The organism is Megasphaera geminata F0357, assembly GCF_000239275.1.
GTDB classification, from domain to species: domain Bacteria; phylum Bacillota; class Negativicutes; order Veillonellales; family Megasphaeraceae; genus Megasphaera; species Megasphaera geminata.
In genome coordinates this window covers 79,037-100,736 of the sequence record NZ_JH417599.1, presented here as the reverse complement: position 1 = coordinate 100,736, position 21,700 = coordinate 79,037, and the positions used below count along the sequence as shown (strand labels likewise).

The 21,700-nt window shown below is 52.4% G+C and carries 25 protein-coding genes, 2 tRNA genes, 1 pseudogene and 1 riboswitch; of the genes and pseudogenes, 8 read left to right on the top strand and 20 right to left on the bottom strand.

The genetic code is table 11. From position 1 onward, the window contains the following. The first annotated feature begins 9 nt into the window (after positions 1-9). On the top strand, positions 10-1,209 hold the full coding sequence (locus HMPREF0080_RS05895) for a tRNA(Met) cytidine acetate ligase (RefSeq protein WP_040347370.1): 1,200 nt from the start codon (positions 10-12) through the stop codon (positions 1,207-1,209). A gap of 35 nt (positions 1,210-1,244) precedes the next feature. On the opposite strand, the gene HMPREF0080_RS05890 is transcribed toward HMPREF0080_RS05895, so the two are convergent. Then, positions 1,245-2,696, bottom strand: a complete 1,452-nt coding sequence (locus HMPREF0080_RS05890; protein ID WP_040347369.1) for a nicotinate phosphoribosyltransferase — start codon at positions 2,694-2,696, stop codon at positions 1,245-1,247. 208 nt (positions 2,697-2,904) lie between these two features. On the opposite strand from HMPREF0080_RS05890, the gene HMPREF0080_RS05885 reads away from it, so the two are divergent. Beyond that, positions 2,905-3,810, top strand: a complete 906-nt coding sequence (locus HMPREF0080_RS05885; RefSeq protein ID WP_006790402.1) for a DMT family transporter — start codon at positions 2,905-2,907, stop codon at positions 3,808-3,810. A gap of 34 nt (positions 3,811-3,844) precedes the next feature. Here HMPREF0080_RS05885 and HMPREF0080_RS05880 read toward each other — a convergent pair whose 3' ends face one another. The 19 genes and pseudogenes from HMPREF0080_RS05880 to HMPREF0080_RS05795 all read right to left on the bottom strand — a co-directional run bounded on the left by HMPREF0080_RS05880 (position 3,845) and on the right by HMPREF0080_RS05795 (position 17,181). Next, positions 3,845-4,483 (bottom strand): YigZ family protein, encoded by a 639-nt coding sequence (locus HMPREF0080_RS05880; protein WP_006790401.1) that lies wholly within the window; start codon positions 4,481-4,483, stop codon positions 3,845-3,847. A gap of 53 nt (positions 4,484-4,536) precedes the next feature. Next, positions 4,537-4,613, bottom strand: a tRNA-Val gene (locus HMPREF0080_RS05875). 233 nt (positions 4,614-4,846) lie between these two features. Then, complete coding sequence (locus HMPREF0080_RS05870) at positions 4,847-5,248, bottom strand: biotin/lipoyl-containing protein (RefSeq protein WP_006790400.1); 402 nt, start codon at positions 5,246-5,248, stop codon at positions 4,847-4,849. Between the two features lie 28 nt (positions 5,249-5,276). Next, a complete protein-coding gene (locus HMPREF0080_RS05865; RefSeq protein WP_006790399.1) occupies positions 5,277-5,711 on the bottom strand; it encodes a hypothetical protein in 435 nt (144 codons plus the stop codon). A gap of 14 nt (positions 5,712-5,725) precedes the next feature. Then, a complete protein-coding gene (mmdA, locus tag HMPREF0080_RS05860; protein ID WP_006790398.1) occupies positions 5,726-7,255 on the bottom strand; it encodes a methylmalonyl-CoA decarboxylase subunit alpha in 1,530 nt (509 codons plus the stop codon). A gap of 125 nt (positions 7,256-7,380) precedes the next feature. Beyond that, positions 7,381-8,121 carry a YebC/PmpR family DNA-binding transcriptional regulator gene (locus HMPREF0080_RS05855; protein WP_006790397.1) on the bottom strand — a complete coding sequence of 247 codons (741 nt, stop codon included), beginning with the start codon at positions 8,119-8,121 and terminating at the stop codon, positions 7,381-7,383. Positions 8,122-8,124: 3 nt separating this feature from the next. Beyond that, positions 8,125-8,709 carry an RNA methyltransferase gene (locus HMPREF0080_RS05850; protein ID WP_006790396.1) on the bottom strand — a complete coding sequence of 195 codons (585 nt, stop codon included), beginning with the start codon at positions 8,707-8,709 and terminating at the stop codon, positions 8,125-8,127. Beyond that, on the bottom strand, positions 8,706-9,443 hold the full coding sequence (gene trmD, locus HMPREF0080_RS05845; protein ID WP_006790395.1) for a tRNA (guanosine(37)-N1)-methyltransferase TrmD: 738 nt from the start codon (positions 9,441-9,443) through the stop codon (positions 8,706-8,708). Before trmD ends, HMPREF0080_RS05850 begins: the two co-directional genes overlap by 4 nt. Positions 9,444-9,447: 4 nt before the next feature. After that, positions 9,448-9,946 (bottom strand): annotated as a pseudogene (gene rimM / locus HMPREF0080_RS05840) (ribosome maturation factor RimM). Positions 9,947-9,950: 4 nt separating this feature from the next. Continuing rightward, on the bottom strand, positions 9,951-10,358 hold the full coding sequence (locus HMPREF0080_RS05835) for a YlqD family protein (protein ID WP_006790392.1): 408 nt from the start codon (positions 10,356-10,358) through the stop codon (positions 9,951-9,953). 9 nt (positions 10,359-10,367) lie between these two features. Continuing rightward, positions 10,368-10,595 (bottom strand): KH domain-containing protein, encoded by a 228-nt coding sequence (locus HMPREF0080_RS05830; protein WP_040347384.1) that lies wholly within the window; start codon positions 10,593-10,595, stop codon positions 10,368-10,370. A gap of 15 nt (positions 10,596-10,610) precedes the next feature. Next, the gene (gene rpsP / locus HMPREF0080_RS05825; RefSeq protein WP_006790390.1) at positions 10,611-10,880 is read right to left on the bottom strand and encodes a 30S ribosomal protein S16; all 270 of its coding nucleotides are present in this window, start codon (positions 10,878-10,880) and stop codon (positions 10,611-10,613) included. A gap of 46 nt (positions 10,881-10,926) precedes the next feature. Continuing rightward, positions 10,927-12,276 (bottom strand): signal recognition particle protein, encoded by a 1,350-nt coding sequence (gene ffh, locus HMPREF0080_RS05820; protein ID WP_006790389.1) that lies wholly within the window; start codon positions 12,274-12,276, stop codon positions 10,927-10,929. A gap of 22 nt (positions 12,277-12,298) precedes the next feature. After that, entirely contained in the window at positions 12,299-12,631 is a 333-nt protein-coding gene (ylxM, locus tag HMPREF0080_RS05815) for a YlxM family DNA-binding protein (RefSeq protein ID WP_006790388.1), read from the bottom strand. Between the two features lie 122 nt (positions 12,632-12,753). Continuing rightward, on the bottom strand, positions 12,754-13,902 hold the full coding sequence (locus HMPREF0080_RS05810; protein WP_245527239.1) for a phosphoribosylaminoimidazolecarboxamide formyltransferase: 1,149 nt from the start codon (positions 13,900-13,902) through the stop codon (positions 12,754-12,756). A gap of 46 nt (positions 13,903-13,948) precedes the next feature. Then, positions 13,949-14,028, bottom strand: a riboswitch (ZMP/ZTP riboswitch). Between the two features lie 65 nt (positions 14,029-14,093). After that, positions 14,094-14,921 carry an Asp23/Gls24 family envelope stress response protein gene (locus HMPREF0080_RS05805; protein ID WP_006790386.1) on the bottom strand — a complete coding sequence of 276 codons (828 nt, stop codon included), beginning with the start codon at positions 14,919-14,921 and terminating at the stop codon, positions 14,094-14,096. Further along, positions 14,922-15,482, bottom strand: coding sequence for a PHP domain-containing protein (locus tag HMPREF0080_RS05800; RefSeq protein ID WP_006790385.1), 561 nt, complete (start codon positions 15,480-15,482; stop codon positions 14,922-14,924). Continuing rightward, positions 15,479-15,733, bottom strand: coding sequence for a PHP domain-containing protein (locus HMPREF0080_RS10820; RefSeq protein ID WP_006790384.1), 255 nt, complete (start codon positions 15,731-15,733; stop codon positions 15,479-15,481). Before HMPREF0080_RS10820 ends, HMPREF0080_RS05800 begins: the two co-directional genes overlap by 4 nt. Further along, positions 15,730-17,181 (bottom strand): leucyl aminopeptidase, encoded by a 1,452-nt coding sequence (locus HMPREF0080_RS05795; protein WP_040347366.1) that lies wholly within the window; start codon positions 17,179-17,181, stop codon positions 15,730-15,732. Before HMPREF0080_RS05795 ends, HMPREF0080_RS10820 begins: the two co-directional genes overlap by 4 nt. Before the next feature lie 219 nt (positions 17,182-17,400). On the opposite strand from HMPREF0080_RS05795, the gene HMPREF0080_RS05790 reads away from it, so the two are divergent. From HMPREF0080_RS05790 to HMPREF0080_RS05765, 6 genes are all read left to right on the top strand, one after another. Then, a tRNA-Lys gene (locus HMPREF0080_RS05790) sits at positions 17,401-17,476 on the top strand. Between the two features lie 156 nt (positions 17,477-17,632). Beyond that, complete coding sequence (locus HMPREF0080_RS09170; protein ID WP_006790382.1) at positions 17,633-18,214, top strand: hypothetical protein; 582 nt, start codon at positions 17,633-17,635, stop codon at positions 18,212-18,214. Between the two features lie 63 nt (positions 18,215-18,277). Beyond that, positions 18,278-18,727, top strand: coding sequence for a 2-thiouracil desulfurase family protein (locus HMPREF0080_RS05780; protein ID WP_040347365.1), 450 nt, complete (start codon positions 18,278-18,280; stop codon positions 18,725-18,727). 64 nt (positions 18,728-18,791) lie between these two features. Beyond that, complete coding sequence (gene lepB, locus HMPREF0080_RS05775; protein ID WP_425358116.1) at positions 18,792-19,358, top strand: signal peptidase I; 567 nt, start codon at positions 18,792-18,794, stop codon at positions 19,356-19,358. 61 nt (positions 19,359-19,419) lie between these two features. After that, on the top strand, positions 19,420-19,797 hold the full coding sequence (locus tag HMPREF0080_RS05770) for an N-acetylmuramoyl-L-alanine amidase CwlD (RefSeq protein WP_040347362.1): 378 nt from the start codon (positions 19,420-19,422) through the stop codon (positions 19,795-19,797). Positions 19,798-19,972: 175 nt separating this feature from the next. After that, positions 19,973-21,631, top strand: a complete 1,659-nt coding sequence (locus HMPREF0080_RS05765) for an acetolactate synthase large subunit (RefSeq protein ID WP_006790378.1) — start codon at positions 19,973-19,975, stop codon at positions 21,629-21,631. Positions 21,632-21,700: the final 69 nt, after the last annotated feature.

Sequence of the window (21,700 nt, the reverse complement as noted above, 5' to 3'; positions counted from 1 at the left end):
GAGAAAACCATGAAACATATCGGCCTGATAGCGGAATTCAACCCGCTTCATACGGGACATGCCTATATTTTACAAAAAACACGGGACCGATACGGTTCGGAGGCCGTAATCACCGTCATCATGAGCGGCGCCTTTGTACAGCGCGGCGAGCCGGCGCTTTTCGACAAATTCGACCGGGCGTCCTTTGCCCTGACCTGCGGTGCCGATACCGTATTTGAACTGCCTGCGGCTTACGCGCTCTCTCATGCGGACGACTTCGCGTCCGGCGCCGTGCGTCTGGCAGCATCCCTCGGTATTGACACTCTTGTCTGCGGCAGTGAAAAGGGCACGGGACCGGAATTCATGGAAATTGTGAAATTATGGCGGACCGAAAAGGCGCAGGATCTCATTACCGCTTACACGAAAAAACACATACCTTACGGAACGGCCGTAACGACGGCTCTCTCGGAGTTGGACAAACAGGCCGCCCTGCTGCTCACTACGCCCAATGCGCTCCTCGCCTTCACCTATGCGAAAGCGGTTCAAAAGCACAGCCCGTCTATGCACTTGGATATAGTGCGGCGCCATATGTCGGACACGGCCCTGTACACGACAGGCTCCTCCATTCGCAAGGCCGTCACGGCCGGCGCGCCGCCGGACGGCTACCTGCCTTATATACCTCCGGCCATTGCGGCTGCCGTGCGGGAACTCATCCGCAACGGCGCTTACACGGACTACGGCAGATACGAAGAACTCGTTCTCTACCGGGGCCGCACGGCCGTCCCCGGCCGGCTGAAAACCGTAGCCGCCTTTGCTGAAGGCCTGAATAACAGATGGCATCTCGTCATGAGCGAAGCCTCCTCCCTGACAGAGGGACTGGAGCGGCTGAAAACAAAACGTTATATGTACAGCCGCCTTTGCCGTATGGCGGCCTGCACCGTCCTGGAGATCGACCGGGCCGACATGAACGAATGGCTGGAAAGCGGCCCGGCCTACGGCAGATTATTGGGCGCGAATAAAAAGGGCCGCACCCTATTGAAAAAGTTCCGTAACGGCAAGACGCCGCAGATTATCACTAAAACGGCTGACGCGGCCCTTACAGGCGCCGCCGCAAAAATGCTGGCACTGGATATCAGAGCCGCCGATATCCAGCATCTCTGCTTCCATAACAAAGAGGCGAGAATGGGACGGACGGACTATAGACAAATGCCGATCATACGCGACCTGTAAAAACAGAGCCTGGACGAAAAGTCCGGGCCCCGCTTTTATAGGAAGTTAGCCGATTCTTTGCGCAGCACTTTTTCCCGCAATTCAGAAAGTTTCGCACTGCGCTGCACGCGCATCTGTTCCGGATTGATAAGGCGCGTATATTCGGGCCAAAGCGTGCCGATCTCTTTTTCGGCGTATGTTCTGATTTCCTGCAGCCCGGGCCGTTCATACACGAGGCGGCCTTCTTTAAAGATCGGCTCCAGCATAGTCCGCACATCATATGTACCGCCCTGTACGGAACGGTACCGCCAGGGCATATCATCGGCAACAAGATGGAACGCTTCGGTCGTGTCGATCGTTTCGCCTTCAAGCACGATAATATCCGCCTTCATTTTTCCCGTCGTTTTATCGTAAAGGCGCAGTACGTTCTTGCGGCCGGGGTTGGAAATTTTTTCCGCATTATCGCTCAGCTTGATTTTCGGTACAAATTCACCGCCCTCATACTGTCCGACCAGCTTAAACACGCCGCCCAAAGAAGGACTGTCCTTGGAGGTGATCAAATGCGTGCCGACGCCCCAGGAATTGATGGCGCTTCCCTGCAGTTTTAAGCCGCTGATCAGATTTTCATCCAAATCATTCGACGCCGCAATAATCGCATCGTCAAAGCCGGCCGCCGTAAACATTTTATGAGCTTCCTTCGACAAGTATGCCAAATCGCCGCTGTCGAGACGGATACCGTAATGAGGCGGCAGCCTGCGGGCGGCTTTTAATTCCTTAAAGACGGTAATCGCATCGGGTACGCCCTGCTTCAACGTATTATACGTGTCCGCCAGGAGGATGAGATTGTCGTCATACTGACGGCAGTAGGCGCGGAAGGCTTCAAGTTCCGTCGGGAAACTCATGATCCAGCTGTGCGCCATTGTCCCGAATACGGGGAGGCCGAAGCGGGCGCCTGCATATACATTGCTCGTGCCGTTAAAGCCGCCGATAACGGCCGCTCTCGCGCCATAGACGCCGGCGGACTTGCCCTGGGCGCGGCGCAGGCCGAATTCCATGAGCGTATCGTCGCCCGCGGCGGTACGGACACGGCGCGCCTTAGTAGCGATAAGGCTTTCATGATTCATGATCATGGACATGCACGTTTCCAAAACAAGGGCTTCCGCCTTTTTCGTTTCCACCCGCAAAAGCACTTCCTGCGGAAAGGCGATCGTCCCTTCAGGCATGGCGTAAATATCGCCGGTAAAACGCAATGTGCGCAAGTATGCTAAAAATTCGGGCCTGAACATGCCCGTGCTCCGCAAATAGTCGATATCCCCGTCATTAAAATGCAGATTACCCACGTAATCGATCAAATGGTCGAGACCCGCTACAATCGTATACCCGCCGTTAAAAGGATTATTGCGGTAATACCGGTCAAAGATACATCGCTGCTCGTGTTTGCCTTCGTAATACAGACCTTGAATCATCGTAAGCTGGTACAAGTCCGTCAAAAGGGCATTTGTGTACACTCTATCGCCTCCCATGTTATATTTTATCTATTATAACTCAATCGCATAATTAGAGGAAATGTATTTTTACCGTGCATTTTATATTTTTTCCTCATTATATTTCCATCATATATGTTTATAAGTAATCACAACGTTGATTTGCCGAGGATACGTGCTATAATGATGAGATTATTACAGCATTATTCAGTTTTGTTTCCGGAGGGTTTCTATGCGTGAACGCATACTGCTGTTAATAGCCGCTTTTGTCTGGGGCTGCGCTTTCGTCGCGCAACGGGTCAGTACGGACATCATCGGCCCCTTTGCCTTTAACGGGCTTCGTTTCTGGTTGGGCGCGCTGTCCATTTTGCCGGCTGCATATTTTTTATCGCGAAAAACCAAAAGCCTGCCTAAGCGGAGCGCCGCCCCCGTTTCCCTGTTTACCGCGACCTGCATACTCGGTTTTCTTCTCTTTACGGGAGCGGCATTACAGCAGATCGGGCTCATCTACACGACTGCCGGAAAATCCGGGTTCATTACGGCCTTATATATTGTTCTCGTACCGATAATCAGCCTTATTTTCGGCAACGCGCTGCGCCTTTCCCATATCATCGGCTGCATCACTGCCGTTACGGGCGTTTATTTCCTCTCCTTCACGGGCTCGTATGACGCCGTTAATGCGGGCGACGTCCTCACCTTGGCGGGGGCCCTGTTCTGGACACTTCATATCGTCACGGTCTCAAGGTTCGTCCGCTATCATGACGGGTTAAAGCTTTCTATCGGTCAATTCTTTATCTGCGGCTTTCTGAATTTCGCAGCCATGATCCTCGTCGGCGAACCGCTGACACCGACCATTATCACGGCTGCCGCCTGGCCTATTATCTACTGCGCCGTATTTTCCACAGGTATCGGCTTTACCTTTCAAATACTCGGTCAGAAAGGCGTGCCGCCCACGGAAGCATCTCTTATCTGCAGCCTGGAAATGGTATTCAGCCTTCTGTCCGGCTACATTATCTTAAATGAACGGCTGACATTATGGGAAATTGCGGGCGTTGTTCTCATGTCCATAGGGATCGTAGCGGCACAGCTGCCGAGCCGCACCGTTTACGGACGCCGGGAAGTACCGGAAAAATCATAAAAGCAAAGCTCCCTTATCCGTCAGGGAGCTTTTATTATACCCGCATACGGGGCACCGTTTTCCGTCCGTGACCGGTAATACCGATCTTCCCGTTCGTCACGTCCACCAAATCCTGTCTGAACTTCTCCGTTTCTTCCGTCGGTATTGCGACATGAAGAATAACCTTATCCGTAAACGCCCGCTCCGTAATGACGGCGCCGCACTCGGACGCCGCCCGCTCTACGGATGTGACGGAAGAATATTCCGTTTCCAGCGTCACGCTGTCACAAAGGAGATAATCATCGATTCGCGCCGCTTCCAGGCCGAGCGTCGCGGCTGTCCCGTATGCGCGGACAAGCCCGCCGGCGCCGAGTTTTATACCGCCGAAATAGCGTGTGACCACGATGAGCGTATCCGTCAGTTCCCATGCTTTCAACACTTCCAAAACGGGCTTTCCGGCCGTGCCTGAAGGCTCGCCGTCATCACTCGCCTTCTGTAAAGAAAATACGGGGCCCAGCCGATATGCATAGCAATTGTGCCGCGCATCCCAATACTTTTTTTTCATTTCGGCAACGCGCCGCTGCGCTTCTTCTTCCGTCGTGACATGAAAGAGATTGGAAATAAAGCGCGACTTCTTAATCACATATTCGGCTGTAGCCGTTTCATGAACGGACGACATATACGGTTTCGTCATGGCTGCCTCCGCATATACAAAAAATCCATCGCATGAACGATGGATTTATATTATGGTGGTCGGTAATGGATTCGAACCATCGACCCCCTCGATGTCAACGAGATACTCTAACCAACTGAGCTAACCGACCGTATGAATACTTGTTTAGTATACAGGAAAAAACGGAGCCGTGTCAAGAAAAAAGGAGTCCCCCTGTCTTACACGGGGCTACCCCTTTCTTCCTTCTCTTTTTCCTAACGGCAATCTCATCGGGCCTTTTTCAAGGGATAAATTCCCTTAAACCACGGTAACCCGCTCCGTAACCCGGGTACGCAAGCCGGGTTTATGCCGGCAGTTCACCGGTGACGGAAAGATAAAAAATAATTACGGCATGATGACTGCCAATACGTCTCCCGTTTTCACGCTGTCGCCTACCGCCACGCGAACCTCCGTAAGCGTGCCGTCCTGAGGAGCCGTAATATCATTCTGCATTTTCATGGCTTCCAATACGACAATAACAGCGCCGTGTTCTACGGCACCGCGCTCCTGTTTAACCGCCGAAATTTTGCCGGGCATAGGAGCCTTGACAACTACCGCATTATCGGGAATCGGCCCTTTCGGTGCGGCAGAAACGGCCTCGGCCGCCGGCTCCGGAGCTGCCGCTTTCACCGGTTCAGATGCCGCTGCAGGTATCGGAGCCGCTGCAGGCGCCGCCGGCACACTGCCCATTTCTTCCACTTCCACTTCATATGTCTTGCCGTTTACGGTAACTTTAAATTTTTTCATTCTGTCCTCCACGCTCTTTTACTGTTCTTTATCGCATGCCTGCCAAACGTCCTGCCAGCAGCCAGCGTTTGTTTTGCCGTTTCCTTTGCCGTACGGGCCTGATCGCCGTAGGCATATACCCGCAAGCCGTTACGGCCGCCATAACGGCCGCCACAACCTCGGGCTCCACACCGTCCGCGGCAACGGCAGCTGACGGTGCCGGCACTACTGCAGGCTTGCGTTCGCCTAACGGCGCAAGTTCGGCCCGCTTTACCGGTTCTTTCCCCTTGCCTTCAGGCAAAGCGGCTATTTTCCCGGGTTCTTTCATTTCAGAAGCGTCATACCGGCTCTTTAGAGCCGCCAGTTCGGAATGCAGTCCGTTAAGTCTCCTGATCAGGGTGAGCACCGTCACGGCAAAGGCGAAGGCTGCGACGGCGAGGACAGCCAACACTATTTCAACGTACATAAACGTCGTTTCGTCCATTCCTTCCCCTCCTTTTACAACGGCATGTTACCGTGCTTTTTAGCCGGGCGATCTTCACGCTTGCTGTATAACATAGCCAGTGCGTTGATAATGCGCGGGCGCGTTTCCTTCGGTTCGATAATGCAGTCCACATAACCGTGTTCCGCAGCCTTGTAAGGCGTCGCAAATTCTTCGACATACGCTTTTTTTCTGGCTTCTTTATCTTCATCACGTTTGAAGATAATATTTGCCGCCCCGTCAGGCCCCATGACGGCAATTTCGGCGGAAGGCCAGGCAAATACCATATCGGCGCCGAGCTGGCGGCAGCACATGGCGATGTACGCGCCGCCGTAAGCTTTACGTACAACTACCGTTACCTTCGGTACCGTCGCTTCGCAATACGCGTAAAGCATCTTTGCGCCGTGCCGGATAATGCCGCCGAATTCCTGTGTCGTGCCCGGCAGGAAACCGGGTACGTCGACAAAGGTCACCAGGGGGATATTGAAGCTGTCACACATACGGATAAAACGCGCCGCTTTATCGGAGGCGTTAATATCGAGGCAGCCGGCAAGAAACTTCGGCTGGTTTGCGATAATGCCCACGGCCTGCCCGTCATAACGGGCAAAGCAGGTAATGATGTTTCGCGCGTAATCCGCCAGGACCTCATACACTTCCCCGCCATCGACCGTCCTTTTAACGACGTCGAGCATATCATAGGGCATATTGCTGTTATCGGGAATTACAGCATTCAATCCTTCATCCGTACGCTCGGGATCATCATCCGTTTCCGCGAGCGGAGCCTCTTCCATATTATTGCTCGGCAAATACGAAAGAAGATGTCTGATCTGTGCAAGGCAGTCGTCCTCGTTCTCGCAGGCGAAATGAGCTACCCCCGAAACAGTGTTATGCGTCACGGCGCCGCCCAGCTCTTCCGCCGTTACTTCTTCGGCCGTAACCGATTTAATGACTGCCGGCCCCGTGATAAACATGTTACTCGTATTCTTGACCATGAAAATAAAGTCCGTCAAGGCGGGACTGTAAACGGCCCCGCCGGCGCAAGGCCCCATAATAACGGAAATCTGGGGAATAACTCCGGACGCGGCCGTATTGTTCATAAAAATACGGCCGAAACCGGCGAGCGCATCGACACCTTCCTGGATACGCGCCCCGCCCGAATCATTAATGCCGACGCAGGGAGCGCCCATTTTCAGGGCCATTTCCTGGACCTGGCAAATCTTATGGGCATGCATTTCCCCGAGAGATCCTCCTTCAACGGTAAAATCTTCGGCATACGCATAGACAAGCCGGCCGTCGACCGTGCCGTAGCCCGTGACGACGCCGTCACCGGGAAGCTCCTTTTCCTGCATATTAAAATTCGTACACCGGTGCTGTATGAATTGGCTGATTTCCGTAAAGCTGCCGGCGTCAAAGAGTCGTTCCAACCGTTCACGAGCCGTATATTTTCCTTTTTCGTGCTGCTTATCGATTTTGGCCTGCCCGCCGCCCATCTCGATTTTCGCGAGCTTTTGGTGAAACCGTTCGATCTTTTCCTGGACTGTAGCCATCAGTTACCTCCGTTACACTTCAATGACAAGTAAATCCTTTCGTTGCTGTCCTTTATTATATTACATTTCGTCCTATTGAAAAAGGGGTTACGCTTTTCCGAAAAAGTCGTAACCCCGTATCCGGCTTATGCTTCATCCATGTCGTCAGGAATATCCCCGTTGTGGTAAACATCCTGCACATCGTCGAGATCATCAAACGCGTCAATCATATTTTCAAGCTTCTGCGCATCGTCTTTGCCGAGAGCGACGAAATTATCCGGCACCATCGTGATCTGCGCATGCTCTACAGGGATCCGGTTGTCCGCCAATGCTTTTTCCACATCGTCATAGGCTTCGGGAACGGTAATGATCTCATACTCGTCGCCGTCCGCCCTGATATCGTCGGCTCCGGCTTCCAACGCAATTTCCATCAGTCTGTCTTCGTCCGCCGCCTCCCCGGCTACGATAAAAACGCCCCGGTTCTTAAACATCCATGCGACGCAACCCGTTTCACCCATGTTACCGCCGTATTTAGAGAAAATATGGCGTACTTCGGCTGCCGTACGGTTGCGATTGTCCGTGAGGACGCTGAGCGTGAGGGCAACTCCTGCCGGGCCATATCCTTCATACACGATTTCCTCATAGCTCTGTCCTTCAAGCGTACCCGCCCCTTTCTGGACGGCGCGATTAATATTTTCCTTGGGGATATTGTTTTCTTTGGCTTTCTGCAGCGCCAGTTTCAAGCGCATATTGCCTGTCGGATCGGCCCCGCCCATACGCACGGCAATCGTGATCTCACGGCTGATTTTAGTCGTAATTTTACCGCGGACGGCATCATTTTTTCCTTTCTTACGTTTAATGTTGGCCCACTTTGAATGTCCCGACATCGGTTATTGCCTCCTCTGCTGCCACCACGCTTCGCCGGCCAGCCTGTCCAAAATAACAGCGACGGCCGAGCGGACGGAAAGGTGGTTGTATTCGCCTGTGCCGTGAATCGGCTCCAGTATAAAATCAAATTGTTCCATCATATCCCGGGTCATGCCGTACCCGGTGCCGAAAAGAAGAAGTACGGGCCTGTTCCCGCATTCTCTCTTCAGCCGCAATTCCTTGTAGGAAACGGTATTGGCATAGGTCCGCGCATCGGTCGTTACTACATACGGGCGCACCCCCTCCGTCTCCGTTATCTTTTCAATAACGCGTTCCACGGAAGGCTGCGTTTCCACGATATCAAACGCTTCCGTCCGATACGCGTTGTAGTTGCGGCCGACCTTGCTGCGCCAGAACGATAAAATTTTATGAATCATATCCAGCTGGCCGGCAACATGATGGATAAGAAAATATTTCCTGACGCCGAAGGTCTTCGACGTTCTGGAAATATCGTGCAAATCATAGTTCGTTACGGCCGTTGCAACGATATTGAAGTTCTTATCATATACAGGATAATGTACCAGCCCTACATATAACGGTGCGCTCATTCCCTCATCTCCCGTTCAAGAGAGTCCAGCAGTTCCCTGTCCCCGTCGGACAACCGGGCCGTTCTCAACAAATCGGGACGGACGGCAAGGGTCCTCCGTAAAGAAGCCCGTTTACGCCATGCCGCAATTTTCATATGGTCACCGTTACGCAATACGTCCGGCACGGCGCTATGGCGAAAAACGGCGGGTTTTGTGTACTGCGGATATTCCAACAGCGACATTGCGAACGAATCTTCCGCCGCACCGGCGGTCGCGCCCAGCACGCCCGGAATCATCCGCGCTACCGCATCCGTCACGGTCATGGCCGGAAGTTCACCGCCGGTGAGAACATAATCGCCGACAGAAACGGTTTCATCGGCTAATTCCGACTCGACGCGGTAATCAACACCCTCATAATGGCCGCAAATGAGAATAATCTGATCATAAGCAGCCAGCTCCGCGGCCTTTGCCTGCGTAAAGGTTTCTCCCGCAGGCCCCAGAAACACAACGCGACGTTTCGGCACGGCCCGCCGCACGGTTTCAACGGCCGCAAATAACGGCCCGGCCTTCATGAGCATGCCGCAGCCGCCGCCGTAAACCGTATCGTCCACCATGCGGTGCCGATCATACGTGAAGGCGCGAGGATTCGTCACATCCAGCTCCAACAGCCCGGCGGCCCGTGCGCGGCCGATAATGCTGTGCCCGTAAAAAGCTTCTATAAATTCGGGAAAAAGAGAAATTATATCTATTCGCATCAGTCTATATCCATTCCGGCGGATCGGCAATAATTTTTTTTGCCCCCACGTCGACGGACAGGATGACATCGGGAATAACCGCCAGGAGCACTTCATTCCCGTCCTCGCCCGTAACGACATAGACATCATTACTGCCCGTTCTGAGAATATCCGTTACCTCGCCGAGAAGGTTGCCGTTTTTGTCGAAGACGGAACAGCCGATAATATCAAAAATATAGTACTGCCCTTCTGCCAGGGGCATAAGCTCCGTGCGGGGAATCTGAATTTCCTTTTTTACCAGAGCTGCCGCGCCGTTTCTGTCATCACGTTCCGTCAAATTTTACCAGGACGACCCGTTTATGAAAACGCGCTTCTTTCACTGCATATTTCACACCGTCTATATAGGCGTACTTCATTTCCAAAAATCGTTCGGGGAAATCCGTATCGGGGTAAATACGAACATCACCCCGCACACCGTGCGGGGCAACTATATGTCCTATTGTGAAAAATTCCGTATCAGCCATGGTATTATTGACGGAACGTGATAATTTTGCCGTCTTCCAGGAGAATTTCCATCCCCATCAGCTTATTAAGGTCGTCACCGACTTTAACGGTGACAGTCTGTTCCAACTGGCCCTGAGAAATTTCGGAGCCGATTTCCAATTGTTCCGCCTGAGCGTGATCGCTCGTCGCCTTTTCTTTGGCATTGGCAAGGCGCTGTTTTTGTTCTTCGACCTGAGCGCGCAGGGAAATCAATCCCTGTGCATCCAATTTAGCCTGTTCGGCCATCATGCGTTTCGCCTGAAATTCGAGGTTTTGCATCTCCCGATCAATATCGGTCAAGATCTGAGCCGTTTCATTCAGGATTTTGTCTTTCAACTCCTGCGTAACTTTGGATTTGACAGTTACAGGAATACGAAGCGTAATCTGATCCATGGATCCTCCCTACACGATGTCTACAGCGACCTTCACGTCGGCCCGCACGGCCGCGGCTTTGACAACAAGGCGTATTGCCCGAGCAATTTTGCCTTGTTTGCCGATAACTTTGCCCATATCCTCGGAAGCTACGTGAAGCCGGTAGACCTCAATATCTGCTTTTTGAATCTTTGTAACCGTGACTGCCTCGGGGTGGTTGACCAACGCCCTGGCAATACATATAATCAATTCTTCCATCGTATCCGACCCCACTTACTTCTTGGACGCTTCAAACTGAGCCATGATGCCGGCTCTCTTAAAGAGAGAACGAATTGTATCGGTCGGCTGAGCACCCTTGCCGAGCCATTCCAGCGCTGCCTCCGTATCAACCGTCAAAGCTTCCGACAAGCTTTTCGCGGGATCATACTGGCCGATGGTCGCAACGGGACGCCCGTTGTTGCGGGCATTGCGAACGTCCGCTACGACAACGCGGTAGATCGGTTTCTTTTTGGCGCCTAAACGGGCCAAACGGATTTTAATCATTGTATCTCACCTCCTCCATAGAATTTCCCTGCTAGAGGGCCTTACGTTAAAACGGAAGTTTAGGCATAAACTTCCGCCCTTTCTTCTGTGATTTCTGCGCCTGCTTCATCATTTTCTGGAATTCCGTGAATTGTTTCAAGAGGCGGTTTACGTCCTGTACACGCGTGCCGCTGCCAGCCGCAATACGCCGTTTCCGGCTGTCTTTGATGAGCATTTTCGGATTGCTGCTGGTTCTTTCCTGTATCGTCATGGATGTGATAATCGCTTCGATCTGTTTGAATTCCTTCCCGTCCGCGTCTACCTTGTCCAATTCCTTTTTATATTTGCCGATACCCGGGATAAGGCTCAGGATACCGCCCAAATTGCCCATTTTTTTAATCATCTGCAGCTGCTTGAAAAAATCGTCAAAGGTGAAGGAATTACTCTTCATGGCCTTTTGCATATCGGCTACGGACTCTGCGTCAAAAGCCTGCTGGGCCTTTTCGATAATCGTTTCGACATCCCCCAGGTCAAGGATACGCGACGCATATCGATCCGGATGAAATTCTTCAAGGCCGTCCATTTTTTCACTGACACCGATAAACTTAATCGGTTTTCCCGTTACGGCCTTAATGGAGAGGGCCGCACCGCCGCGGGCATCGCCGTCGAGCTTGGTCATAATCAGGCCGTCGATGCCGAGAGCCTTGTCAAAAGCCGTAGCCGCCGTCACCGCATCCTGGCCGGTCATGGCATCGACGACAAGAAGTATTTCATGAGGGTGAACCTTATTTTTAATGCGAACGAGTTCATCCATCAGCGCTTCGTCTATGTGGAGACGGCCGGCCGTATCGATGATAACGACATCACAAAGATGGCTCGTCGCATAAGGAACGGAATTTTCCGCGATGGCAACGGCATCCTTGCCGCCTTCTTCCGCATAGACGGGAACATTCAGTTCGCGTCCCAACACTTGCAGCTGTTCAACGGCGGCGGGCCTGTACACGTCACAGGCCGCGAGCAGGGGACGCTTGCCCCGGCGGACGAACGCCTTCGCCAGCTTGGCGGCGGTCGTCGTCTTGCCGGCGCCCTGTAAGCCTGCGAGCATGACTATCGTCGGCGGCCGCGAAGAAACGCTTATGCGGCTCTGCGTACCGCCCAACAGCTCGGTCAGCTCGTCGCGGACAATTTTGATAACCGTCTGCGACGCGTTCAGGCTGCTGAATACTTCTTCACCGACAGCCTTTTCTCCGACCTTCTTTATAAAATCTTTCGTTACGGCAAAATTAACATCCGCTTCCAAAAGAGCCCTGCGCATCTCTTTCAGCGCCTCGCTTACGTCCTCTTCCGTCAGCTTGCCCTTGCCGCGAAGCTTCCTGAATGCCGCCTGAAATCGTTCGGAAAGACTTTCGAATGGCATGTAAAGCTCCTCCTTTGACTGCTTATATATCCAACTCTGTCAGTACGCGTTTCGCTTCTTTTATGTCCTCTGCGCCGCCCTTGTCCAGGCACAGCAGGGCATGTTCCACTTCCGCCCGTATCCGTTCGGACCTTTCGGCTATATGGAGCTTCGCTTCATAATGCTCCAATCCCTGTGAGGCGCGCTGCAAAAGGTCGTGCACGCCCTGACGGGAAATATGAAGCTCCGCGCCTATTTCGGCGAGGGACAGGTCATCGTAAAAATATAATATCGCCATGCACCGCTGCTGGTGCGGTGTCAAAAGCGGGCCGTATGTATCGAGCAGGCGTCCCGTTCGAACAACATCTTCAACCATAGGTTCACCGCCTTCATTTTCACACTTCGTCAGTATACAGCAAGGAACTGCCGTGTGTCAAGTATTTCTCCTTGTCAGGTTCACCCTCATGAAATCCTAATGATGAAAGAGGCGGACGCCCGTCATGGCCATGGCGATATTATATTTATCACAGGTTGCAATAACATGATCATCACGGATAGAGCCGCCCGACTGCGCAATATAGGCCACGCCACTGCGATGAGCCCGTTCGATATTGTCGCCGAAAGGGAAAAACGCATCGCTGCCGAGAGCCACGCCGCGCAGCTCTTTAAGCCACGCCTTTTTCTCGTCCCGCGTGAGCGGTTCGGGACGGTCCGTAAATACGGCCTGCCACATGCCGTCGGCAAGAACGTCTTCATAATCATCGGAAATATATACATCAATCGTATTGTCGCGCTCCGGGCGGCGGCTACGGCTTTAAAGGGAAGGGCCAGCACTTTCGGATGCTGACGCAGCCACCAGATATCGGCCTTGTTTCCGGCCAGGCGCGTACAGTGGACGCGCGACTGCTGGCCGGCGCCGACACCGACGGTCATGCCGTCTTTTACATAGCAGACCGAGTTGGACTGCGTGTATTTGAGAGTAATCAGGGCGATGAGCAAATCACGCTGTGCCGCTGCGGGAATATCCCTGTTCCGCGTCGGCCGTTTTGTAAATAAATCGGTCGTAATTTTTATGTTGTTCCGGTTCTGTTCGAACATAACGCCGAACACTTCTTTGTGTTCCGTTTCTGCAGGCACATAGGACGCGTCGATTTTTAATACGCAGTATGTCCCCTTTCTTTTTTCCTTTAAAATGCGCAAGGCTTCGTCCGTATAGGCGGGAGCAATAACGCCGTCCGACACTTCACGCTTGAGAAGCGCCGCCGTTTCCGCATCGCATACGTCGGACAGGGCCGCGAAGTCGCCGTACGAACTCATGCGGTCCGCACCGCGAGCACAGGCATAGGCCGCCGCCTGGGGCGACAGAGGGAGATCGTCTACATAATATATTTTCTTCAACGCATCGCTCATCTGCACGGCGACGGCCGCGCCGGCAGGGCTGACATGCTTAAAAGAGGTCGCCGCGGCCAGGCCGGTCGCTTCCTTCAATTCTTTTACGAGCTGCCAGCTGTTAAAGGCGTCAAGAAGATTAATATACCCGGGGCGGCCGTTCATTACCTCAAGGGGCAACTCACCGCCGTCGCGCATATAAATCCGGGCCGCCGCCTGGTTGGGGTTGCAGCCGTATTTCAAAGCCAATTCCTTCATATATACCTCCCGCAAAAGCGCAAATAAAAAAACCGACACTTCCGGACGCAACTGCCCAGACGGTCGGCTGTCATACGTCATGCTCCCCGTGGGTATCCCCACTTTCCGCCAGTTACATGACTCTTTTTGTATTATACAGAAAGGACGGAGCCGCTGTCAACGGCAGCCCCTTGCCTGCGTTACAAAAGTCCCTACTCCGCGACGACATCTTTGATCGTTACCTGCAACACGTCAATACCCATTCCCGTCGTAAAAGCCACTTCCTTTTCTACGGCACGACGCAGCTCGGCCGTTAATTTTTTCAGGTTCTCCCCGTAGCGCACGGTGACGGTCAGATCGATACGCAGCCCGTTTACGCGGGAATCGCGGTTTTTCCGGATACGTATTTTATTGATTTTCACCACGCCCTGCAAGGCGCTCGTCGTATGCCGCACAAGCGAAAGCAGGACGGCATCGGAAAAGACGAGTTTGCCGTAATAACTGAATACGGGCCGGACGACGGAGTGTTCAAACTCGGATGATTCCTTACCGCCGCTTCTGTTAAAAAGAGAACGCACCGAATCGAGAAGATACCCGTGGAAATGTGATTTAAGTTCCATTGTCGGCACGGGAATGATGTGACGCCCTTCCTTTACGCGTTGTTCCCGGGCCACCGCCATATCTTCCGGCGTCGATACTTCTTCGATGGTAATAAAACGGGCCGGCGCCGGCAGCTGCAAGACCGCGACAATACGTTCAATCATGTGCTTTGACGTGCCGAGGATGAGGAGCCTGTCCGTCTTGATACGGCGCAACGCCCCGCGCATGGCGGCGGCATCTTCCTTATTTGAGAAAATGGCCGTTTTCACGGCCTTCATATAATTGGTCTCGTCCTTTGCCGAATGACCGGCAACGATACGGTTGCGATAAATCAAAAGGCCGTCATCTATAATCGCTTCAATTTTTTCGTCATAGGCAACGACGAGGGCATGGTGGCTTTTTCCCGTACCGCTGGGCCCGACAAACCCGATTATCTTCATTTACTCTTCGCCTTTCCTTAGATCCAATATAGCTCGGACATCCCTGCCGTCGACAGTATATACGCCGATTTGTTCAGGGTATCTTCCCGCTGTACCGTGAAAGTCGGAGCCGCCGCTGACAAGACGCCCCCGCCTGTGCGCCCCGGCAAGAAACTCGTCATATCTGCCGCGGTTGCGCGGATGATACACTTCCACCCCGTCAAAAGGCTTGCCGAGAACTTCGGCAAGTCCCGACTTCACCAATGACGGATGAGCCAGGACGGCGATACCGCCGGCTCCGTGAATAAGGTCGATGCACTCTTCAATACTGCACCGTTTATAGGGTACATACGCCGGGCCGCCGCGATAAAGGAGCGCATTGAATACGGTCTTCACATCGGGGAAATAGCCGCGGCTGATAAGCACGCGCGCAATATGAGGACGTCCTACGGTGCCGCCTTTGTCCAGGATACGTTCGATTTCCCGCCGCTCCAAGGTATAGCCGAGAGCCGTACAACGGGCGATCATTTCCCAGGCCCTGTCCAGGCGCCGCCTTTTAAAATCGCGGCAGTAGCCGCTCATGTCCGGATCTGCGGGGTCAATATAATAACCGAGGAATGGACATCACCGCCGTCGTATTCGCTGCTCATCTCAATTCCCGTAATAACGCGCAGCCCGTCGGGAAAACGGCAGGTTCCGTCATAAGCGGCAAGAGTATCATGATCGGTTACGGCAATCGTATCCAGGCCCGCCGCAAACGCTTTTTCAGCCAGGTCCTCCGGCGCCAAGACACCGTCGGAACAGTTCGTGTGCATGTGTAAGTCGACCTTCACTGTGTATCGCCTTTCAACAATTCGAGGATTGTTTTAATGCCGACACCGGTCGCGCCGTAATAGCCGTTCTCGTCCTTCTTGTCGCAAAAGGCCGTACCGGCAATATCCAAATGAATCCACGAGGTTTGTTCCTTAATGAAATGTTTGATAAAAAGTCCCGCCGTGATAGCGCCCGCATCGGGGCCGCCGACATTTTTGATATCGGCGATTTCACTTTGCAACTGCTTTTCATACTCTTCGTCGGCCGGCAGCTGCCATACTTTTTCATGCACCCGCGCGGCGGCTGAAAAAAGCCGGTTCATCCATTCCTGGTCATTGCCCAGCATACCGCTTCTGACCGTCCCCAGGGCGGTGACGCAGGCGCCGGTAAGAGTCGCCAAATCAATGATCTTCCTGGCGCCCTTGGACTGTGCGTAAGCGACGGCGTCGGCCAGGACGAGGCGGCCCTCCGCATCGGTATTCTTTACTTCCACGGTTGCTCCGTTGAACATGGTAATGACGTCGTCCACATGATAGGACATACCGGACGGGACATTTTCAGCCAGGGGCATTACCGCCAGGACATTTACAGGGTATTTGAGGAGCATAAGGGCCCGAATAACGCCGAGCGCCGTTGCCGCGCCGGCCATATCCGATTTCATATGTTCCATGCCGGCGCGGCTTTTCAGGGATAGTCCGCCCGAATCGTACGTAATGCCCTTACCCACGACAGCCAGGACATCACGGCTTTCCGGATCGCCCGTATAGGCGACGGAAAGGAGCTGCGGCGGGTTCATGCTGCCTTTGCCGACGGAAACAATACCGCCCATGTTGCGCTTTTCCAGATTCCACTTATTCAGCACTTCTATGAAAATAGCGTCTCCCTTGCAAAGAGCCGTAGCCGTATCAACGAACTTCCGCGGCGTCAATTCATTAGGCGGCATGTTGACGAGATCGCGGACAAAATAAATACATTCGTAAATGGAAGAGTAGATATAGCAAAGGGTGTTGAAATCTTTGCTCTTTAAACCGGAGGTTATAAGATTAATGTTTTTAATGACCTTGGACCCGTCCTCCGTCTTATACCGATTGAACTCGTAGTTACCGTACAGAAGACCGTCAATGAGTGTTTCCGCCTCCATATCGAGGGTGTCGATATAAACGGCCAGCTCACTTACGCCTTCACGCATGGCGGCAGCCATGATCCGTTTGGCTCTCTCGAATTCACGGAATGTTCCCCGTTCCGTGGAACTGTCCTCAATGCCTGCAAGAAAATAGGTTTTCACCGTATCGTCGACAACGGAACGCAGAACATTGACACTGCCCGCTCTAAGGGCGGCAGGGCGGCGATCCGTGTAGGCGCGGATGAGCGCGCTCTCTTCTTCCGATACGTGCGCCAGGGCACGCAGACGATGATCAACGCCTAAAACGATTGCATCGGGATTACCGCTTCCGTTACAAGTAATCATGCTATCCTCCTCCATGTTACGAAATAAAAACCATACTTTGTATTATACTGGTAAGGCCCTTTGTAAATCAAGATTTACGCGCCTTTCGCCTTTTGTTTCTTCATGTGCAGCACAGTGCGGTAATCCCCGTAATCCTGCAAAAACGCCCCGTCCCGTACTTGATTTTTATTAGTGAATAGTGTAATATATTGCCTGTGCCGAAGGTCGGCTCATATATACGGACCATTAGCTCAGCTGGCAGAGCACCTGACTCTTAATCAGGGTGTCCAGGGTTCGATCCCCTGATGGTCCACCATTACATACACAATAACCGCGCCGGAAACAGCGCGGTTATTTTTTTGACGTCAGTACGCCATCTTCTTTATATTTCCCCTCTTCTTTTCAACATAAAGTATGATATGATAAGCATAATGATATATACAATAATTAATGCTTTATAAAGGAGTATTCTATGACCATTACTGTCAGCAAAAAATTTATCGCGATTTTTATCGCCCTCGTCATTATTATCGCCGGCGCTTACGGGTATTATCACTTTGTCTTTACGCGCACGCCCGAATATTCCGTCAACATTATCCGCACGGCCGTAAAAAACCATGATGCGGAAACTTTCAACAAACATGTCGACATAGACAGCATCGTCAACGATTGGATTGACAAGGAAGTGGAAAAAGATGCATCCGTAAAGAATGATCCGCTCGCTTCCGCCCTCGTCCCGGTAACCAAAAATATTCTCGCCGGCTCCATCAAAAATGCCGTTACGGCGGCTGTTGCCGATACGCAGGCAAACAGCTCGAAGACCGGCGCCGCAACAAGTTCTCCCATTGATAACGTAACCGCCGACAAAGGCGATCTTTCCCTCAAAGACGTATCATCCGTAAAAAATGCGGATGACACGGCGGAAATCACGTTAGTCGTTGAAAACACGACGAAAAAAACGTCTGCCACAATTAAACTGAAAGCAAGCCGGCTCACAGACGGCACATGGAAAATCATCGCATTGGAAAATCCCGAAGAATTGGAAAAATTATAGAACGGTGAAAGCGCTCGACTGAAGCCCATGCACCGGTCAGACGCTTATTTACAGGGAATGGCTATGAACGTGTTAATCAGCGCCTGCCTCCTCGGCATGACTTGCCGGTACGACGGCAAAATCAAAACATACGAAGCAATTGACGCCCTCATGGAAGAGGCGCAAATCACTTTTATCCCCGTCTGTCCGGAACAGGCAGGCGGCCTCGCCACACCGAGAGCGGCGGCGGAGCGTTCCGGCAAACTGGTCATAACGGCTGACGGAAAAGACGTGACGGCACAATACGAACGCGGTGCCGCCGAAGCCTTGCGGCTGGCCGTGCGGTATCACTGCGCCTACGCCGTTTTAAAAGAAAGATCCCCGTCTTGCGGCAGCAAACGTATTTATGACGGTACCTTCACGCGAACTCTCAGGGACGGAACGGGAGTAACCGCAGCCCTGCTCACCGCTAACGGCATCACCGTGTTCGACGAAACGGAGACGGCAAAACTTTTACATACATTGCGTACATAAAAAGCCCTTGTATTTACAATGCAAACGGCCTTTGATACAATGAAAAAGTACGCAAGGAGGTAATATTTTGAGCAGATTTGTACGGGAAATTTACGAATGGGTGTATTCTATTATCATCGCTCTGGCTATTGCCATGGTCATTCACATCTTTTTTATCCAGCCGACACGGGTATCCGGTGAATCAATGGTACCGACCCTTCATAACGGGGAATATTTAGCCGTTGAAAAGGTTGATCATATTCTCGGCAGAGAACCGGATTACGGCGACATCGTCATCATTGACAGCCGCGTCCTTTACAACCGCACGTGGATCGACGATGCCATCGAACCCTTACATAACTACATGGCTTTCTTCGATCATAAGCTGCAGACAAAAAATGTGTGGGTCAAACGCGTTATCGGCAAGGGCGGCGACACGCTTGCCTTCCATGACGGCAAGGTATGGCGCAACGGTACGGCCCTGGACGAACCGTATATCAATAACGGCGAAATGGATTACAGCCGCGAAGGCGAAGTTACCGTTCCGGAGGGATATGTCTTCTGTATGGGCGACAACCGCAATCACAGTACGGACAGCCGCTTTATCGGCCCCGTCCCCCTGGACCATGTCCTCGGCAAGGTCATTTGGTAGCCCTTATGTTTCGTTCGTGATATAATTACCGTATTGATACTAGAAAACGGCGGTGTTTTACGTGAAAGCAAAAAAAATTCTTCTCTCTTTAGGCCTGGCAGTCGTTATGTCCGTTTCCGTTTGTGCGGCAAAAGCCAATATCTGGCAGTATAACCCGAACATTGCCATTGACATGAACTCGGCCAAAGTGACGACTGAAAACGGCATGACTATCCTCACCTTCCAGACAACGGAAACATTCGGCGAATCTACGGACCAGTGTACATACGTGTACAATGTCGACGAACAGACGATTCAGCTGAAAGAACTCGTTTCCAAAATCGGTAAAAAGAAATTTAAACAGCAATTCTATCCTCAGTCCATCGCCGACGGCAACGACGTTGTAAAAGGCCGTGCTCATATGGCAACGCTCGTACTTCAGAAAGTACAATACAAATGACCCCCGTTTTTCAAAGACCGTCTCTTTACGAGGCGGTTTCTTTTTATGCCTCCTGACCGCCGTTTTTCGTTTTATGCACACGCTTCCCGTCATATGAAATTGCCAAAAGATTTGTTACATACTATAATTTAAAGTGTTGTTTTCGTTATAACAAAACCGTAAAGGAGCGCTTCAGATGACAGAAAAGAAAAAGCAACGCAATACTGCGGACCTCCTGGTCGAATGTTTGGAAGAAGAAGGAGTTCATTATATTTTCGGGATTCCCGGCGAAGAAAATTTGGCCGTTATGAATGCGTTGGAGCACTCGAAAATTGAGTTTATAACAGTACGTCACGAACAAGGCGCCGCTTTCATGGCCGATATTTACGGCCGGCTCACCGGCGAAGCCGGCGTCTGCATGGCGACCCTCGGACCGGGAGCAACCAATTTGATAACCGGAGTCGCCGATGCCGACAGCGACGGCGCACCGCTTGTGGCCATTTCCGGTCAGGTCAGTACGGACAAGATGCACATCACGGCTCATCAGTATTTGGATTTACGCGCTATGTTCGAACCGATTACGCGCCGTGCCTATACGGTCGTCCGCCCCGACACCATTGCCGAAATCACGCGCCTTGCGTTTAAATATGCCGAACGGGAGAAACCGGGCGCAACCTTTATCGATCTGCCCGTAAATATCGGCCTGATGCCCGTAAGCGACGAAGAACGGCCGCTGCATCATAAATGTATCAGGCCGGAAACGGCTCTGGAAAGTTCAATTGACGCTGCGGCGGAACTCATTTCTTATGCCCGCACTCCGGTTATTCTTGCCGGCAGCGGCGTTATCCGCAGCAAATCGGCGCAGAAACTGACGGCCTTTGCGGAGAAATTGAAACTGCCCGTCATCAACACGATGATGGCCAAAGGAGCCGTTCCCTTCGACAACCCCTACTCGCTTTGGACCGTCGGTATCCCTATGGCCGACTACCAGACCAAAGTCCTCGAAAACGCGAGCCTTGTCATCTGCGTCGGCTACGACATCATCGAATATGCACCGAACAAGTGGCACCGCAGCAATGCCGACATCATCCATATCGATACGCTGCCGGCCGACATCAATAAGACCTACCAGCCGGAAGTTGAGGTCGTCGGCGATATTACGGATTCGCTCGACCGGATCATGCATAAGGCGGCCCGCCTCCTTGAACCGAATTATGCGCTCACTGTCCGCAAAAAAATGGTTGCCGAGCATGAACAGTACCGCCATGACGCGTCCTTTCCCATGAAACCGCAAAAAGTACTCATCGATGCGCGCGAAGTCATGGGTCCCGACGACATTGTCATCACGGATGTCGGCGCCAACAAAGTATGGGCGGCCCGCCACTACAACTGTTACAAGCCGAACACCTGTATTATTTCCAACGGCTTCGCCACAATGGGTCTTGCCGTTCCCGGCGCCATCGCGGCCAATCTCGTCCATCCGGATCGCAAAGTCCTCGCCATCACGGGCGATGCCGGCTTCATGATGAACTGCCAGGAATTTGAAACGGCGCATCGTCTGGGTTCCCGCTTCGTCACGCTTATTTTCAACGACCGAAGTTACGGGCTCATCAAATGGAAGCAGGAAATGCACTACGGCCATCCCTGCTACGTTGACTTTACCAATCCCGATTTCGTCAAACTCGCGGAAAGTATGGGCGCCGTCGGCTATCGCATCACAAAAGCCGAAGACCTCCTGCCGACATTGAAAAAAGCTTTTACCCTGGATAAACCGGTCATTATCGATTGCCCCGTAGACTACGGCGAAAACATGAAGCTCACGGCTCATTTGGAAGAATTGGAAGAAACCTTATAAAGGCGTTGCGGAACTGAGACGTTCCGGATACGTATACAAAAAGCAGCCCCTGCGCCGATCGGCACAGGG